At 69.2% G+C, this 13,510-nt stretch carries 14 protein-coding genes; 5 read left to right on the top strand and 9 right to left on the bottom strand.

The features are described from left to right. Window positions 1-16: 16 nt before the first annotated feature. Both NI2_RS26480 and NI2_RS26475 read right to left on the bottom strand, forming a co-directional pair. Window positions 17-1,972, bottom strand: coding sequence for a GMC family oxidoreductase N-terminal domain-containing protein (locus tag NI2_RS26480; protein WP_067496040.1), 1,956 nt, complete (start codon window positions 1,970-1,972; stop codon window positions 17-19). 104 nt (window positions 1,973-2,076) lie between these two features. Beyond that, window positions 2,077-2,493: a carboxypeptidase-like regulatory domain-containing protein gene (locus NI2_RS26475; protein ID WP_166655827.1), complete on the bottom strand. Its 417-nt coding sequence runs from the start codon at window positions 2,491-2,493 to the stop codon at window positions 2,077-2,079. A 200-nt stretch (window positions 2,494-2,693) separates the two neighbouring features. Between NI2_RS26475 and msrA the strand changes: the two genes are divergently transcribed. After that, window positions 2,694-3,206, top strand: a complete 513-nt coding sequence (gene msrA, locus NI2_RS26470; protein ID WP_067496036.1) for a peptide-methionine (S)-S-oxide reductase MsrA — start codon at window positions 2,694-2,696, stop codon at window positions 3,204-3,206. Window positions 3,207-3,324: 118 nt separating this feature from the next. Next, window positions 3,325-4,383: a hypothetical protein gene (locus tag NI2_RS35335; protein WP_243750114.1), complete on the top strand. Its 1,059-nt coding sequence runs from the start codon at window positions 3,325-3,327 to the stop codon at window positions 4,381-4,383. A 51-nt stretch (window positions 4,384-4,434) separates the two neighbouring features. Here the strand turns inward: NI2_RS35335 and NI2_RS26460 are convergent, their stop codons facing one another. Then, a complete protein-coding gene (locus tag NI2_RS26460) occupies window positions 4,435-4,686 on the bottom strand; it encodes a hypothetical protein (RefSeq protein ID WP_067496034.1) in 252 nt (83 codons plus the stop codon). Between the two features lie 119 nt (window positions 4,687-4,805). Between NI2_RS26460 and NI2_RS26455 the strand changes: the two genes are divergently transcribed. Beyond that, window positions 4,806-5,837 carry a glycoside hydrolase family 18 protein gene (locus tag NI2_RS26455; RefSeq protein WP_067496032.1) on the top strand — a complete coding sequence of 344 codons (1,032 nt, stop codon included), beginning with the start codon at window positions 4,806-4,808 and terminating at the stop codon, window positions 5,835-5,837. Here NI2_RS26455 and NI2_RS26450 read toward each other — a convergent pair. From NI2_RS26450 to NI2_RS34030, 3 genes are all read right to left on the bottom strand, one after another. Beyond that, a complete protein-coding gene (locus NI2_RS26450) occupies window positions 5,827-6,471 on the bottom strand; it encodes a nucleotidyltransferase domain-containing protein (RefSeq protein WP_067496028.1) in 645 nt (214 codons plus the stop codon). The genes NI2_RS26455 and NI2_RS26450 overlap by 11 nt on opposite strands. Window positions 6,472-6,560: 89 nt before the next feature. After that, a complete protein-coding gene (locus NI2_RS26445; RefSeq protein ID WP_243750115.1) occupies window positions 6,561-8,111 on the bottom strand; it encodes a bifunctional phosphatase PAP2/diacylglycerol kinase family protein in 1,551 nt (516 codons plus the stop codon). A 94-nt stretch (window positions 8,112-8,205) separates the two neighbouring features. Continuing rightward, window positions 8,206-8,385 carry a hypothetical protein gene (locus NI2_RS34030; RefSeq protein ID WP_133734234.1) on the bottom strand — a complete coding sequence of 60 codons (180 nt, stop codon included), beginning with the start codon at window positions 8,383-8,385 and terminating at the stop codon, window positions 8,206-8,208. Between the two features lie 101 nt (window positions 8,386-8,486). Here NI2_RS34030 and gcvT point away from each other — a divergent pair, with 101 nt between their 5' ends. After that, the gene (gene gcvT, locus NI2_RS26440) at window positions 8,487-9,587 is read left to right on the top strand and encodes a glycine cleavage system aminomethyltransferase GcvT (RefSeq protein ID WP_067496025.1); all 1,101 of its coding nucleotides are present in this window, start codon (window positions 8,487-8,489) and stop codon (window positions 9,585-9,587) included. A 26-nt stretch (window positions 9,588-9,613) separates the two neighbouring features. Further along, on the top strand, window positions 9,614-10,711 hold the full coding sequence (locus NI2_RS26435; RefSeq protein WP_067496022.1) for a branched-chain amino acid aminotransferase: 1,098 nt from the start codon (window positions 9,614-9,616) through the stop codon (window positions 10,709-10,711). A 50-nt stretch (window positions 10,712-10,761) separates the two neighbouring features. Here NI2_RS26435 and NI2_RS26430 read toward each other — a convergent pair whose 3' ends face one another. From NI2_RS26430 to cobT, 3 genes are all read right to left on the bottom strand, one after another. Beyond that, window positions 10,762-11,475 (bottom strand): MBL fold metallo-hydrolase, encoded by a 714-nt coding sequence (locus NI2_RS26430; RefSeq protein ID WP_067496162.1) that lies wholly within the window; start codon window positions 11,473-11,475, stop codon window positions 10,762-10,764. Between the two features lie 135 nt (window positions 11,476-11,610). After that, window positions 11,611-12,360: an adenosylcobinamide-GDP ribazoletransferase gene (locus NI2_RS26425; RefSeq protein WP_067496019.1), complete on the bottom strand. Its 750-nt coding sequence runs from the start codon at window positions 12,358-12,360 to the stop codon at window positions 11,611-11,613. Between the two features lie 14 nt (window positions 12,361-12,374). Next, entirely contained in the window at window positions 12,375-13,442 is a 1,068-nt protein-coding gene (gene cobT / locus NI2_RS26420) for a nicotinate-nucleotide--dimethylbenzimidazole phosphoribosyltransferase (protein ID WP_084476835.1), read from the bottom strand. Window positions 13,443-13,510: the final 68 nt, after the last annotated feature.

Genomic DNA, 13,510 nt, shown 5'->3' with positions numbered 1-13,510 from the left:
GCAGGAGGGCGCACAGCTAGGTGAGCTCGGCCGCGAGCCGCGTCGCGTTCATGTACCCGATCGCCTCGATGGTCACCATCGGGTTCACACCGGGTGCGGTGGGCAAGCACGAGCCGTCGGCGACGACGATGTTGCCGACGTCCCAGGTGGCACCGTCCGGATCCGTCGCGGACTGCTCGGCCGTGCCGCCCATCCGGGCCGAGCCCATGATGTGCAGCGCGCCCATCGAGCAGCGCCCCGGGCCGTATCCGGCCCGTTCGCAGGCGGCCTCGAACTGTGCGAGCGAGCCGTCGGCGCCCGGTGTGAAGGAGATGCCCGCCTGGTGACCGGAGTAGATGCGTTGCGCACCCGCGGCTTCGAGCATGGTCGCCGCGCCGACGATGCCCGTGTGCAGGTGTCCGGCGTCGTAGTCGGAGAGCCGGTATTTCACCACCGGTTCGCCGCTGCGGTCCACCGTCACGGTCCCCGGGTCCCGGTCGCGAGTGATGACGCCGATGGAGGTGGTGCGGGCGAATTCGAGCATGGCGTCGCGATGCTGTCGTGCGCCGCGCCAGTTCATGAACCCGGTGGCCAGGCCCGGGTGCACCGGGCCGGTCTCGTAGATGACGCCGAAGCCGTTGCCGTCCAGGTCGGCGTGATGCCTGCTGATCCGCGCCTGCAGCGCGCCCTCCCAGGGCCGGATCTCGTCCTCGAACACCCCGAACACGGCGGCGGCGGGATGCAGGCGCAGGTGGCGACCGATATTCGGGTTGCGCAGACCCGATCGGCGCAGCAGCGCGGGCGTCTGCACGGCGCCCGCAGCGACGACGACCGCGCGGGCGCGCACCGTGATCTCGACGCCGTCGGAGGTGCGAGCCGATACCGATTCCGCCCGACCGGCTTTCACCGTGACGGTGCGGACGTCGGCGTCGACGACCAGCCGGGCGCCGTGCTCGGCGGCGTCGCGCAACCAGGTCTTGGTCGCCGACTGCTTGGCGCCGAGGCGGCAGCCGTAGCCGCAGCGACCGCATTCGATCGCCGCGTCGCAGGCGTCGCCGACATTGCGCGGCAGGGTGTCGACGTCCCAGCCGAGCGCTCGCGCGCCGCGTTCGAGAATTCCGTCGCGGGCCGAGATCGGCGATTTCGCGCGGGTGACGCCGATCCGCTCACTCACCACATCGAGCGCGGTGCCGAACTCGTCACCGGCGAACTGGGGGACGCCGAGGTCGGCCCATTCCGCGCGCACACGGTCGGGAACCGGCAGCGAGGTACTCCAGTTGACGACGGTTCCGCCACCGAGGCAGCTACCCGCGACCAGTGTGAGCTGGCCCTCCGCCGTCGTCGCGGGGCCTGCTGCGTAGAGGGTGGTCAGCGCGGCGAGTTCGCCGTCGCCGAAGTCCTTGTCGTCGTAGTAGTCTCCGCGCTCGAGCACGACCACGTCGAGCCCGGCCCGCGCGAGCACGGCGGCCGCCGTGCCACCACCGGCGCCGGATCCGACGACGACCACATCGCAGTCGAGCGTGGTCGGCCGGGTGAACCGCTGCGGCTTCAGCTCCGGTGTGGCGGCGTCGGGTGCGGGTCCGGTCGGTGCCGGGTAGCCGATCCGCTCCCACAGCGGATTCGTGCCGGTCGGGCCGGGGGTGACGTTGTACGCCAGCAGGGAGGCCTGTTTCAGGGCCTGGAAGACCGCGCGGAGCGGGGCGAGCCGGGAATCCGCCAGCCGCAGCAGGGCCGCCTCGCGCTGCGCCTGTGGCAGGGTGGAGAACCGCCGGAAACCGGTACCGGTGAGCGCGCCGAACGCGCGGGTGTCCCACAGGTCGAGCAGGGTGGCGAACTGCTTGCGGTCGGCCTCGCGCGGGTTACGGCCGAGGATCGTGAGAATGGTTTTCACCGCGCCGAGGTCGGCGGCGCTGGGTAGTCCGGTCTCGTCGCCCGGTATGAACGTGTTGCAGATCGCGGCGAGCGTCGCGCGCTGTGCGGCCGTCGGTTCCATGAGGAAACCACCCCTTTTCCACTTCGGGTGATGTCTATCACGGACGGGGTGAACGCGCTGGGCGTCAATGGTTTTCGGGCCGGACGGATGCCCGGCCCGAACCGTCAGCCTGCGACGAAGCGGACCGTCTTGGTGCTCGGGGTGTCGAGAGCGACCTCGGTGGAGGTGATCGGCTGTACGTCGGAGTCGCTGGCGTAGGCGGTGAGCTGATAGCGGCCGGGCTGCAGGCCGCGGAAACTGGCCTGGCCGGAATTGCCGGTGAACAGGTGGCGGTGGATCGAATCGCCACAGGCGTCGAGGCCGATCAGCACCACCTTGCCGCCCGCGATCGGTGCGCGCGTGTCCGCCGCTACCAGCACGGCATCGATCTGGCCGACCGCCGCGCGGGTGTACCGGTCGTCGTACAGCGTTTCACCGCCCTGCTCGCAGCTGGTCGTGTTCTGGCCGACGGTGTCGTCGGGACCGCCCGGATGGGCGAGGGCACCGCCCGCCGTGCCCGTGAGAAGAGCTGCCGCGATCACTGCGATCGCCGAACACTGTGAAACCCCGAACCGTGGCATCGCGCCGTATTCCTCCTCGAATGTGGGTAACACTGGGGTCGGTGTTGCGTGAACTCTCGGGGCGAGACTGTACTGAGCGGAATTTCGGGGATGAATCCGGCGTTCTACTCCCATGGTTGTGCGCTACATGTGCGACCACGAGTTCTCATCGAGGAGGATCTGTGAGCGAGACCCGCAAGGCGATTCTGGCCGGTGGCTGCTTCTGGGGTATGCAGGACCTCATCCGCCGTCAACCGGGCGTTCTGTCGACTCGCGTCGGTTACACCGGCGGCGAGAACGAGCACCCGACCTACCGCAACCATCCCGGTCACGCGGAGGCCGTCGAGATCGTCTACGACCCCGAGCGGACCGATTACCGTGCGTTGCTCGAATTCCTCTTCCAGATCCACGACCCGACCACCAAGGACCGGCAGGGCAACGACATCGGCTCGAGCTACCGATCGGCGATCTTCTATCTCGACGATGAGCAGCGGCGCATCGCGCTGGACACCATCGCCGACGTGGACGCCTCCGGGCTGTGGCCGGGCAAGGTGGTCACCGAGGTCACCCCGGCTGGGGAATTCTGGGAGGCCGAGCCCGAGCACCAGGACTATCTGGAGCGCTATCCCGACGGCTACACCTGCCATTTTCCGCGTCCGGGATGGAAATTGCCCAAACGTGAGAATGTGAGCTGATAAGCGACGCCGACATATGCCATGATCGGCGATGTCGGCGTGAGCGCGATGACGCCGGATCGGTATGACTCATGACGGCGGCCGCGGTCGCCGCAGACGATGAGGAGATGCGGTTCGGATGACGTATGGACAGCAGCAACCCGGGTATCCTCCGGCGAGACCGGATCTCAGCGTAGGCGCCGCTCTCGGGTACGCCTGGGAGAAATACAAGAACAACGTCGTCGTCTGGATCGGTATCGTCCTGATCTTCGCCGTGATCCAGGTGGCGCTCAACTTCATCTTCGGGCTCGGTAATTCCGCCGACACCGATTACAGCGGCAACTTCAGCATCGGATTCGGTGTCTGGCAGTTCATCGGCAGTATGGTGAGCACCGTCGTCGGCTATCTGATCTCCGCGGCGATGGTGCGCGGCGCACTGGACGAAACCGACGGGCGTAAACCGGGATTCGGTGAATTCTTCAAGTTCACCAATGTCGGCGCGATCATCGTGGCTTCGCTGCTCGTCGGTATCGCCACCGGTATCGGCTTCGTGCTCTGCATCCTGCCCGGCATCGTGATCGCCTTCTTCACCTGGTTCACGCTCTACTTCGTACTCGACCGGAACCAGGACGCGATCACCGCGATCAAGTCGAGTTTTTCGGCGATCTCCGCCAATGCGGGGCCGCTGCTGTTGCTGGCACTCGCGCTGTTCGGCATCAATATCGTCGGCGCGTTGCTGTGTGGCCTCGGTCTGTTGGTGTCGATTCCGCTGTCGGTGCTGGCGACGGCCTACGCCTACCGGGTGATCACCGGTGGGCCGGTCGTCGGTGGTCAGAGCGTCGCGGATCCGGGTTACCCGCCGTACGGCGGTTCTGCCGGTGGATTCGGTGAGCAGCCGGGATACGGCGCTCCGGGTGCGGGTGGTTACGGTGAGCCCGGCTTCGGTGGGCAGCAGCCCGGTGGGCCCGGATACGGTCAGCAGCCCGGCGGTCCCGGTTACGGTGGTCAGCAGCCCGGCGGTCCCGGTTACGGCGGCCCGGGTGCAGGTGGGCAGCAGCCTGGCTATGGCGGTCCGGGTGCCGGTGACCAGGGTTACGGCGGCCCGGGGACAGGTGGCGGCGGCCACGGCGGCCCAGGCTCGGGGCCCGATCTCGGTAAGCCCGACGACGAGGGTTGGGGCAGGCCCGAGAACCGCTGAGCTACGCCGAGGGGCGTGCGATGATCCGTCATCGCACGCCCCTCGTGCTGTCTACTCGCAGCCGTATCCGTCGCCGTCGCGGTCGAGGCCGTAGTCGTCGGGGCCGATGACCTTCACCTTGCCGGTGTAGACGGGTCCGTTGCCGCTGCCACCCTCGCAGTCGACGTCGCTGACGATGGGTAGGCAGGGGGAGTACGAGCCGTGGCAGTCCGAGGACTGCTGGGCGCTGGCCACGGCCGGGGTCGCGATCGCGAAGGCGAAGGCCGCGACGGTGGCGGACCCGAGGGTGACGGCGAATTTCATGTGGTGCTCCGTTCAGTTGTACAGCGGCGCACAGTGTTTCACGCGTGGGCGATTTGCCGGAAATTTCCCTGTCGGTACCTGCCGGTAGTATCGGGGCGTCGTCGACCGGGGGAGGGGCAATGCGGGGGAAGTGGCGGGCGTGGTCGTGGTGGATGCGTGGCGTCGTCGTCGTGCTCGCGCTGGTGGCGGTGGTATCGGTGCCGGTCGCGGGCATACTCACCGCGCTGCTGGTGTACAACGTCGGCGAGCAATCCGAGCAGGCGCGCAGCCGGGGTAAGGACGCGTTCTGGCTCGGCCACGCCTGGGTCGACGGGCGCCGAACCGACGCCGATATCGACGGCCTCGCGAAGTCGCTGGCGGGCACCGGCATTCGTGATCTGTACGTCCACACGGGTCCGCTGGAGCACGACGGATCGCTGCGCGACGACCTGGCACCCCGGGCGCGCTGGTTCGTCGACGCGGTGCACACGAAGTTGCCCGGTATCCGGGTGCAGTCGTGGCTCGGCGACATCGTGCAGCCCGAACTCGACGGTCTCGACGTGGAATCGGCGGCGTCGCGGGAACGGGTGGTCGCCTCGGCGCGGCGAGTGCTCGACTACGGGTTCGACGGCGTGCACTACGACCTGGAACCCATCCGATCGGGGTCGCCGGGATACCTGGCCCTGCTCGAGCAGACCCGCGTGATGACCGCGGCCGCCGGGGTGACCTTGTCGGTGTCGGCGCCGGTGATCGATCCGCTGCCCGGATTGCACGCGGTGGGGATCGCGGTGGCCGATCACGGGAAGTGGTGGAGCCAGGCGTATTTCGCGGAGGTGGCGCGGCGGGTCGACCAGGTGGCGGTGATGTCCTACGACACCGCGATGCCGACGCGCGCGCTCTACAGCGGCTACGTCGCGCAGCAGACGGAGCTGGCGCTGGAGGTGACGCCCCCGGAGGTCGATCTGCTGATGGGCGCACCGGCGTTCTGGGCCGACGATCCCGGCCATCACGGGGCGGCCGAGACCGTGGCGGCGGCGGTGCGTGGGATCCGATTAGGGCAGACGCGCACCGATGTGGGTCGCGCGAACTTCGGGGTGGCGCTGTATGTGGATTTCGCTGCCACGCAACAGGATTGGGCCGATTACCGGCAGGGGTGGTGTGTCACTGCGTAGCCGAAGGGGCCGGTAGTTCGGCGAGCCAGCGGTGGCCGGGGTGGACTCGGGTCAGCCAGTTGTGCAGCCGGTTCGAGCGTTCCGGGGTGAGCAGTGGCAGTACGTGGTGGAAATCGGCGGAGTCCTTGGGGCGGTCGGCTTTCGCCTTGAACAGCAGGACCGCTTCGGGGATCAGATAGGGGATACCGGTGGGGGTGGTGCGGATCAGGTCGCGGTAGGGGAGCGCGATGGTGGGGTCGCGTCGGCAGATCCAGGTGTCGCCGTCGTGCGGTTCGCGGAACACGTCCAGGTGGTAGGCGCCGGTGAACGGATCGCGTAACCAGGTCTGGTGCAGGTCGGCGTTCTCGGCGGCGGCCGCGAACGACCACAGCGTGCCGTCACCGACGACATCCCATTCGTACTCGGGAAATGCCGCCGCGATCGTCGGGAAAGCCGCTCGCGGAACAGCGATTTCGATGTCGGCGTGGGCCCGGGAGATAGTCCCGGCGAACAGGTCGAGCGCCCACCCGCCTGCCACCGCCCACGGCGCCGTGCAGTCGGCGAGACGGGCGGCCACCACGCTCGGAGTCCAGGGATCCCAGCGGCGGTCTGCTTCGAACGCGGTGATCGGACGTCCACCGTCCGGAAAGCTCATGATCCATCATGTGCACAGCCCGGCGCGGTGGCGCAAGGTTGTTGTGGGCGATGGTGATCGAGGTGAGACGGGTTCGTGAGAAACCCTGCTCAGCGGCGCCGGTCGGTGAGCCAGGCCAGTGGGCGACGGTGATGCGGGCGGGCCCGGTTCTCCCAGCGCGGGTTCTCCTCGTCGCGGCGGTACACCGTCACCCGGCCCGCCACCGAGAACCGCAGGGTGCTCGCCGTGCCGACCACCTCACCGTCGGCGGCCACCGCGATCGGGGACTTCGAGGTGATGGTGAGTTCGTGGGTCTGGCGTTCGCCGTACACCCGGCTGTGCCCGATCGCGGCCAGCATCAACGCGATCACCGCGCGGGTCCGGGAGAACCGCACGTCGGCGCGCAGCCAGCGCACATCGAGCAGCCCCTCGTCGAGGCGGGACCGGAACGCGGGCACCGCGCCGTGCGGGTGATAGGGGCCGTTGCCGATGAACAGGAACCACATGTCGTGCCAGCGGTCGTCGATGCGGATGTGGATCGGTTCGGCCCGGCGCAGAGTGACGACGAGGGCTGCGGCGAACGCGGGCCACTTGCCCCAGCGGTCCTCCCACTTCTCCCGCAACCGGACCAGCTCCGGGTAGGCGCCGACGCTGGCGGTGTTGATGAGGTGATGGGTGTGCGGTCCCTCGGGGGTGTCGAATTCGACGGCGGCGATGTCGACTTCAACGGCCTCGCCCGCACCGGTGGCGTCGGCCACTTCGCGCAGGTCGTAGACGCCGAGGTCGCGCGCGAAGTGGTTGAGGGTGCCCGCGGGGACGACGACCAGCGGCAGGTCGTTACGGATCGCCACGGCGGCGGCCGCGGCGATGGTGCCGTCGCCACCGGCGGCGCCGACCGCGAGCACCGACGGATCGATCGCCTCTTGCAGTACCTCGGCGGCGTCGCGACCGGGCACGGTGTGCAGCAGTTTCGCGGCGGGCAGGACCTCGGCGATATCGGGGGTCGGGTCGTAGGTGGAGTCACCGGAGCGCGGATTGATCAGTAGCGCAAGGCCTTTGCCGTCGGCCAGGATCGGCGCGTCCTGCACGGCGTGTGCCTCGGCCTCGTCGGATTCGCGGATCGGCCACCAGCGGCGGGTGGTGAGCGCGACGGCGGTGCCGACGCTCGCGCCGACCAGCACATCGGAGGGCCAGTGCGCGCCGGTGTGAATGCGCGAGTAGGCGACGGCGGCGGCGACGGGAGCCACGGCGAGCGCGGTGCGCGGGCTCTCCAGCGCGACGGCCGTGGCGAACGCGGCGGCGTTGGCGCTGTGCCCGGACGGGAACGACGACGACATCGGCGCGTCGACGAGCCTTCGCCCGTGCGGCATCAGCTCGGCCGGTGGCCTGCGCCGGGGGATCAGCGTCTTGAGTACGAGATTCACCGCGATGCTCGTGCCCGCCAGGGCGATCACACCGCGCAGCGCGGCCCGGCGCGGCGGACCGGGCTTGGCCGCCAGCGCCGCCGCCGTCGCCAACCACAGCCCGCCCGTGTTCGCCGAGCGGGTCAGTCGCAGCATGCCGCGATCGATGGCGGTTTCGGGAATGCGGGACACAGCCCGGCTCATGGTCTCGTCCATCCGGGCGACATGACCGAACCGGGCGCGGGGCAGATCACTCACACCGTGAACACTACCGCCGTTGCCCGTCTTCATCTTTCGCTCGCGACCGTCGCGACCCGTGCACCCCTCGAAGCCGGGTCACGACGGTTCCCGATCAGGGGACCGGGATCGGGGACGGGTTGCAGTCGGCGGTCGGGCTCTCTCCGGACAGCGACTGCAGGATGCAGCCCACATTGATCTGGCTGCTGCCGGTCTCGGCGTGCGCGACCGGCTGGGTCAGCAGCACCGACGCGCCGGCGAGCATCAGGACGGAGATGGGTCTACGGAGATTCATGGCGTGATCCTCGCATGCTCCGGCGTGCCGAGATGGCTGGTGAGAGCCCCCAAATGCAGGGGCACGCCGCGATGTCGGGACCGCCGGATAAGCTCGCTGGCATGACCGACAACGTCCTGCTCGAAGGCCCCATCCATGCCGTTCATGTGGAACTGGGGGCAACCTTCGCCCCGTTCGGCGGCTGGGAGATGCCGGTGCAGTACGCGGGCACCGTCGGCGAGCACACCGCGGTGCGGACGACCGTCGGCCTGTTCGATGTGAGCCACCTGGGCAAGGCGACAGTGGCGGGGCCGGGCGCCGCGCAGTTCGTGAACTCGGCGCTGACCAACGATCTCGGCCGCATCCGCCCGGGCAAGGCGCAGTACACGCTGTGCTGCGCGCAGGACGGCGGCGTGATCGACGACCTGATCGCGTACTACGTCGGCGACGACGAGGTGTTCCTCGTCCCGAACGCCGCGAACACGGCCGCTGTCGTCGCCGAACTGCGCAAGACCGCACCCGAGAGCATCACCGTCACCGACGAACACCGTGAGTACGCGGTGTTCGCGGTGCAGGGGCCCAAGTCCACCGAGGTGCTCGCCGCGCTCGGCCTGCCCACCGACATGGAGTACATGGCCTACGCCGATGCCGAATGGGAAGGTCGGCCGGTGCGCGTGTGCCGCACCGGCTACACCGGCGAACACGGCTACGAGCTGCTGCCGAAATGGGACGACGCCGAACCGGTGTTCCGCGCGCTGGTCGAACAGGTCCGCGCCGCAGGCGGTCAGCCCGCCGGACTCGGCGCCCGCGACACCCTGCGCACCGAGATGGGCTACCCCCTGCACGGCCACGAACTCTCCCTCGACATCACCCCCAACCAGGCTCGGACAGGGTGGGCCGTCGGCTGGCAGAAGCCGCAGTTCTGGGGCAAGGACGCGCTGACGAAGGAGAAGGCCGACGGACCGCGGCGCACTCTGCTCGGTCTCAAAGCGCTCGACCGAGGTGTGCTGCGCCAGGGCCAGACCGTCCTGCGCGACGGCGAACCGGTCGGCGAGACCACCTCGGGCACCTTCTCGCCCTCGCTGAAGGTCGGCATCGCGCTGGCCCTGCTCGACACCGACGCGAAGCTCGCGCCCGGCGACGAGGTAGAGGTCGACGTGCGCGGGCGCAGGCTGCGCTGCGAGGTGGTCAAGCCGCCGTTCGTCGACACCAAGACCAAGTAACAGTTACCGCCCGATAGGATCACGTCATGACAGTCGCTGCACAGTTCACCCGTATTCCGCACCCCGCGCCCATCTCGGCGCAGCAGCGGGAACAGGTACTGGCGGCGCCCGGTTTCGGGCGGTACTTCACCGATCACATGGTGTCGATCGACTACGCCGACGGTCAGTGGGGCAACGCGCGGGTCGAGCCGTACGGTCCGTTGTCGATGGACCCGGCCACCATGGTCTTCCACTACGGACAGGCGATCTTCGAGGGTCTCAAGGCCTACCGTCAGCCCGACGGCAGCATCGCCACCTTCCGCATCGACGCCAACGCGGCGCGGTTCCGTCGGTCGGCGGCCCGTATGGCGATGGCGGAGCTGCCGGAGGAGCTGTTCATCGAGTCGGTGCGCCAGCTGCTCGAGGTGGACGCCGACTGGGTGCCCGCCGCCGGTGGTGAGGACTCGCTGTACCTGCGTCCGTTCATGTTCTCGACCGAGGCCGGTCTCGGGGTGAAGCCGGCCGCCGCCTACAAATACCTGCTGCTCGCCTCGCCCGCCGGCGCGTACTTTCCACGCGGTGTGAAGCCGGTGCGGGTGTGGTTGTCCACCGAATACGTGCGCGCCGCGCCCGGCGGTACCGGTGAGGCGAAGGTGGCGGGTAACTACGCCGCCTCCCTGCTCGCCCAGGCCCAGGCCACCGAGAAGGGTTGCGACCAGGTGGTGTGGCTGGACGCCTGCGAGCGTCGCTACGTCGAGGAGATGGGCACCAACAACCTGTTCTTCGTGTTCGGCACCGGGTCGCAGGCGCGGCTGGTGACCCCGGAACTGTCGGGTTCGCTGCTGCCCGGCATCACCCGCGACTCGCTGCTCACCCTGGCCGCCGACTCCGGCTATCCGGTGGAGGAGCGCAAGGTCTCGGTGAAGGAATGGCGCAAGGGCGCCGAAACCGGTGAGATCAGTGAGGTTTTCGCGTGCGGAACGGCCGCCGTGATCACCCCCGTCGGTTGGGTGCGTTCCCACGACGGCGAATTCGCGATCGGCGGCGGCGAGCCCGGCGAGGTGACGATGGCGCTGCGCGACACGCTCACCGGTATCCAGCGCGGCACGTTCGCCGACACCCACGGGTGGCTGCGCAAGCTGTAATCGGCGAAAAAAAGAGCGGGCCCCCGAGTGTGGGCCCGCTCTTTCGTTTGTCAGCCCGGCATCAGGGCTTGCCACTGCTGCAGGGACTGGGGACGCAACACGTAGTTGTTGTCGCGGACCGAGGACAGCTCGGCGCTCGGCGCCTCGGAGTACCAGTGGCCCGGGTAGACGACGGGATTGCCGGTCAGCCCGGCCAGGTGACGCAGGCTGCGGAACATCTCGTCGGAGTCGCCGCCGGGGAAGTCGGTGCGGCCGCAGCCGTCGACGAACAGGGTGTCGCCGGAGATGAGGCGGCCGTCGAACAGGAAGCACTGGCTGCCGGGGGTGTGGCCGGGGGTGTGGAGCAGTTCGATGTCGAAGGCGCCGACCGAGACGGTGTCGCCGTTGTCGTGGCCGGTGAGCTCGCTCGGGGCGATGCCGGTGGTCTTGGCGACCCAGTCCAGTTCGTGCTTGTTCACGTGCACGGGCACGCTGGTCTTCTCGAGTAATTCGCGCACACCGCCGAGGGTGAAGCCGAGCATGGTTCCGCCGACATGGTCGGGATGATGGTGGGTGGCCAGCACGCCGCTCACGCGCATGCCGTCGGCGGCGGCCACCTCGACGAGGTCGGCGGCCTGGTAGGCGGGGTCGACGAGAAGGGTCTCGCCGGTCTCCCGATCGCCGATGAGATACGCGAAATTGCGCATCTGTGTCGCGATCGGATCGCCGACGGCGTAATCCCGGCCCGACAGCAGCTGACGGAAGTAGAGGCGCTCGGAAGACATGTCTTCCACTGTATTGCCACCGGTGTGCTGGCGATGCACCCGAGTACCGATGACCGGGCGGTCTGTGGGAGCGCACAACCGGCGACCACCCCATTTGTGAACAGTGCTGGTTTCACATAGTTGTGTGGCGGGGAGTCAGAATGTCAGCGAGAAGCCAAGGGCGGCAAGAGAAGTCGTGATTTCCACCGTCGTGCCGAGAATGTCACCGGACAGGCCGCCGAAGCGGCGCACGCAGTGGCGGGTGATCAGGACCGATCCGGCCAGGGCGGTGAGGACGACGACGGGGCCGAGCCAGAAGTTGCCGGGAACGACGAATACCGAGCAGCAGAGGGCGACGGCAGACCACAAGGCCACTGCGGCGATCTGCTGGGTGCCTGCGACCAGGGTGCCGAAACCCGACCCCGGAGCAGCCGCAACGCCGCGCCGGCAGGCGACGACCACCGCGACCCGGCCGAGCGCCACCGCGAGCACGATCGCCGCCCACCGCCGCTCGTCGACGAGCGCGGCGAAGGCGAACGTCTGAGCGCCGATGGCGAAGATCAACGCCGCCACCCCGAACGGCCCCACCGCACCGGACTTCATGATTTCGCGTGCCCGCTCGGGCGGCCCATAGCTGCCGAGCCCGTCGGCGGTATCGGCGAGCCCGTCGAGGTGCATACCGCGCGTGCACAGGGCGAGAAGTCCCACGGCGAGCAGGCCGGCGAGCGCGCTGGTGAGTCCGGCCCGCTCGAACACCCACAGCGTCCCGGCCACCGCGCCGCCCAGCAGTAGTCCGACCAACGGCGCGAGCGTGATCGCCCGCCCCGCGACGGCCCGGTCGACCTGCGCCGGACCGTGAACTGGTGCGACAGTGAGCCAGGAGATCGCCAATCGCGCGGCGTTCACAACGTTTCGCGGCGTCACTTGACGAGGTCGACAGATACTTCGTCGGATGTGCTCACGCCCGCGTCGGCGAAGGTCGACATCTCCGAGAGGGTGGCCACGGCGGCGCGGAGGAGGGGGAGGGCGGTGAGGGCGCCGGAACCCTCGCCGAGGCGCATGTTCAGGTCCAGAAGTGGTTGCAGGCGGAGGTGTTTCAGGGCCAGGTCGTGGGCGGGCTCGGTGGAGCGGTGGGCGGGGAGCCACCACGCTTTCGCGCCCGCGGCGAGGTCCTCGGCGACCAGGGCGGCGGCGGTGACGACGACACCGTCGAGCAGGACGGGGGTGCGGCGGGTTGCGGCCTGGGCGAGGAATCCGACCATGGCGGCGAAATCGGCGCCCGCCGCCACGCGCAGCAGTTCGACGGGGTCGGCGGCGACGGGCCGGGCACGGCGCATGCCGTCGCGGATGGCGGCGACCTTGCGGATCCAGCCCGCGTCGTCGACACCGGTGCCGCGTCCGACGGCGGCGACCGGTTCGGTGTTGGTGAGGGTGGCTACGAGGACGGTGGCGGGGGTGGTGTTGCCGATACCCATGTCCCCGGCGACCAGCAGATCGGCGCCCGCATCGACCTCCTCGTCGGCGATCGCCCGCCCGGCGGCGAGCGCGGCGGCCACCTCTTCCCCGGTGAGCGCGTCCTCACGGTCGATGGAGCCCGAGCTGCGGCGAACTTTGTGCTGGGAGACCGTCGGGTCGGTGTCGCCGTCGACGGAGATGTCGGCGACGCGCACGGTCGCGCCCGCGACGGCGGCCAGCGCGTTCACCGCCGCCCCACCGGCGAGGAAATTCGCGACCATTTGCGCGGTGACCTCGCTCGGATACGCGGAGACGCCGTGCTCGGCGACACCGTGGTCTCCGGCGAACACCACCACACGGGCACGTTCGAACTGCTTCGGCGGACACACACCTTGGCAGGCGGCGATCCAGTTGCCGAGTTCCTCGAGTCGTCCCAGCGATCCGGCCGGTTTCGTCAGCTGCGTCTGGCGCTGCTCGGCCGCGGCACGCACCTGCGCGTCGGGGGCCGCGACCGGGCCGAATCCGTGTGTCACTGGCAAGCCTTTCGACAAAGTGGTTCTTCGCTGCTCATCTTGCCCGGACCACGGTGTGCCGGGCGACC

The sequence above is a fragment of the Nocardia ignorata NBRC 108230 genome (assembly GCF_001612905.1).
Lineage (GTDB): Bacteria > Actinomycetota > Actinomycetes > Mycobacteriales > Mycobacteriaceae > Nocardia > Nocardia ignorata.
This window is presented reverse-complemented; position numbering and strand designations above follow the sequence as displayed.

What these genes read in the sequence shown, in the direction of transcription:
- NI2_RS26435 (WP_067496022.1), top strand. Translation starts at nt 9,614, where the DNA reads ATGACAGTCGCTGCACAGTTCACCCGTATTCCGCACCCCGCGCCCATC.
- NI2_RS34030 (WP_133734234.1), bottom strand. Translation starts at nt 8,385, where the DNA reads ATGAATCTCCGTAGACCCATCTCCGTCCTGATGCTCGCCGGCGCGTCG.
- NI2_RS26455 (WP_067496032.1), top strand. Translation starts at nt 4,806, where the DNA reads ATGCGGGGGAAGTGGCGGGCGTGGTCGTGGTGGATGCGTGGCGTCGTC.
- NI2_RS26450 (WP_067496028.1), bottom strand. Translation starts at nt 6,471, where the DNA reads ATGAGCTTTCCGGACGGTGGACGTCCGATCACCGCGTTCGAAGCAGAC.
- NI2_RS26460 (WP_067496034.1), bottom strand. Translation starts at nt 4,686, where the DNA reads ATGAAATTCGCCGTCACCCTCGGGTCCGCCACCGTCGCGGCCTTCGCC.
- gcvT (WP_067496025.1), top strand. Translation starts at nt 8,487, where the DNA reads ATGACCGACAACGTCCTGCTCGAAGGCCCCATCCATGCCGTTCATGTG.
- NI2_RS26480 (WP_067496040.1), bottom strand. Translation starts at nt 1,972, where the DNA reads ATGGAACCGACGGCCGCACAGCGCGCGACGCTCGCCGCGATCTGCAAC.
- NI2_RS26430 (WP_067496162.1), bottom strand. Translation starts at nt 11,475, where the DNA reads ATGTCTTCCGAGCGCCTCTACTTCCGTCAGCTGCTGTCGGGCCGGGAT.
- NI2_RS35335 (WP_243750114.1), top strand. Translation starts at nt 3,325, where the DNA reads ATGACGTATGGACAGCAGCAACCCGGGTATCCTCCGGCGAGACCGGAT.